General features: G+C 46.2%; 2 protein-coding genes. Both read right to left on the bottom strand.

The genetic code is table 11. From position 1 onward, the window contains the following. A partial coding sequence (nosZ, locus tag A3761_RS22095) for a TAT-dependent nitrous-oxide reductase (protein WP_068750891.1) occupies positions 1-1314 on the bottom strand: 1314 nt, incomplete at its 3' end. Positions 1315-1423: 109 nt separating this feature from the next. Beyond that, on the bottom strand, positions 1424-2107 hold a 684-nt coding region (locus A3761_RS22090; RefSeq protein ID WP_156492033.1), incomplete at its 5' end, for a 4Fe-4S binding protein.

Genomic DNA, 2107 nt, shown 5'->3' with positions numbered 1-2107 from the left:
CATGGTGGTGTGAAGGTGACCTGGCTGATAATGAACATCCAGCTTTTGGCGAATGTAATTAACTTTCTTGTCTTGATAAGCTTTGATCGCATCTTCCACGTTCCACTTAACCACCTGACTATCGATAAAGACGGTTGTATAAGCATTACCGCGTCCGTCAAAGGCTGTATGAAGCGGCCCTAAGCCCAGCTCTGGCTCTGCAACGATGGTATCGCGAGGTTTGATCTTATCATCAAATAGTGAAGCCAGCTTCTTGATCGCAATCACTGAAACGGTTGGTGAAAGCTTACCGTTAGCCACAAAGTATTCACCGTTTGGTGAAGTGTTCAAGCCATGAGGACTCTTGGGTACCGGAATATAGCGAGTATATTTGGAACCTTTACGGCCATTGATTACAGGTACTTTGGAATCGCCGATTGTCTTGAAGTCACCGTTCTGAACCGCTTTCTCAAGCGCTGGAATATCAAATACAACAACATGGTCACGCTCAGCTGAAATCATTTCAGGTAGCGTTACGCCGTTTTCAGAGTTATAGCAGGTTGATGCAGCGAAACGACCGTCGTAGTCGGCATCGGTATTATCAAGGTTGCCATCAACAATGACCTGGAAAGCCATTTCCATCTTCTCAGCGTCAATGACGTTGAACATGGAGAAATATTTACTAGGGTCATCCAAATCACGTCCGTCATTCGGTAATGGAATTTCATATTCACCGTTACAGAATATATATTTGGTATGAGGTACTTTCTGAACCCTTAAACCATGGATCGCCTGTACATTTGGAACGTCGATCATCTTATCGGCTTTCATAATGTCGCAGCGGATACGTGCTACACGAGTATTTGCTTTATCGTTGATGAAAACATACTTACCGTCATAGCGGCCATCTTGCATACTCATATGAGGGTGATGTGCATCACCGTTAAAGTACTTGGCAGATTCACCCATGACTGCTTTACTTTCGTTGGTCTGACCCCAGCCAGTCGCGCTTTCATGGTTGAATACCGGAATACGCATTAGCTCACGCATTGAAGGTAGGCCAAGTATGCGAACTTCACCTGAGTGACCTCCACTCCAAAAGCCGTAATATTCGTCGAGCTCACCTGGCCCTACATGGGCGCTAGCAGCCATTTTCTCGGCCGTTTTTGCCTGAGCAAGTTCTGAAAACATGGATGCGGTAAGTGTTGACGCAGCAACACCTGCACCACCGACTAAAGTGGTTGCACCAATAAATTTACGACGGCTCATGCCTTCTTTTTCAGGACTATCATCGACGTGGCGGTCGACAGGGTTTTCCTTATTTATGTCGGTCATAATGATCTCCAAGTTGTTCCTGGTTGTGATAGAGAACTTCTTACTTCGTTGTTTGTACTGCTAATTCTTTAATTGCTTTTATTGTGTGTTTTTCTTTTGTATTCGAATCTTATGAGCCTCCTTGGTTGACAATACGAACCGGCTCGACAGGCGCTTCTTTCGTTGCTTTGCGGTATTTTTTGGCAAGTGGTGGGCATTTCTCTTTACTGTGATAAGTCATCTGACAATCGAGGCAGTAGTGGCATTCGCGCATATTAATCTCACCAGTAGGAGCAATCGCTCCGATCTCACACTCTTGGGCACAAAGCTGGCAGGGCTTGCCGCATTCTTTTCGGCGTTTTAGCCAGTCGAAGAGGCGAGCGAAAGAAGGAATAGCAATGGCTGCACCCATTGGGCAGACGTAGCGGCAATAGAACTTACGATTAAATATTGACGTAACCAGAAGCCCGGCCGCGTAAAGAATGAAGGGCCAATCGCGATCGAAGCGCAGCAGGAAAGTTGTTTTGAAAGGCTCCACTTCGGCATAGGTTTCTGCGACAGCCAGGGACTCCAGTGATAAGCCAAACAAAGCTAGCAAAATTAGGTATTTAATCGCCCATAAACGCTCATGAATAACAAAAGGAATATGTAGCTGAGGAATGCGTAGCTTCATCGCGATTTCGCCTATCAGCTCTTGCAAGGCACCGAAGGGGCACAACCAGCCGCAGTAAACACCTCGGCCCCACATTAAGACTGTGGCAGCGACAAAAACCCAAAGTACAAAAATAATCGGGTCGAGGAGGAAGGTTTCCCA

Source organism: Oleiphilus sp. HI0123, from assembly GCF_001635315.1.
The sequence above is the reverse complement of the archived record's forward strand: the minus strand, read 5'-3'. Positions and strand labels throughout refer to the sequence as shown.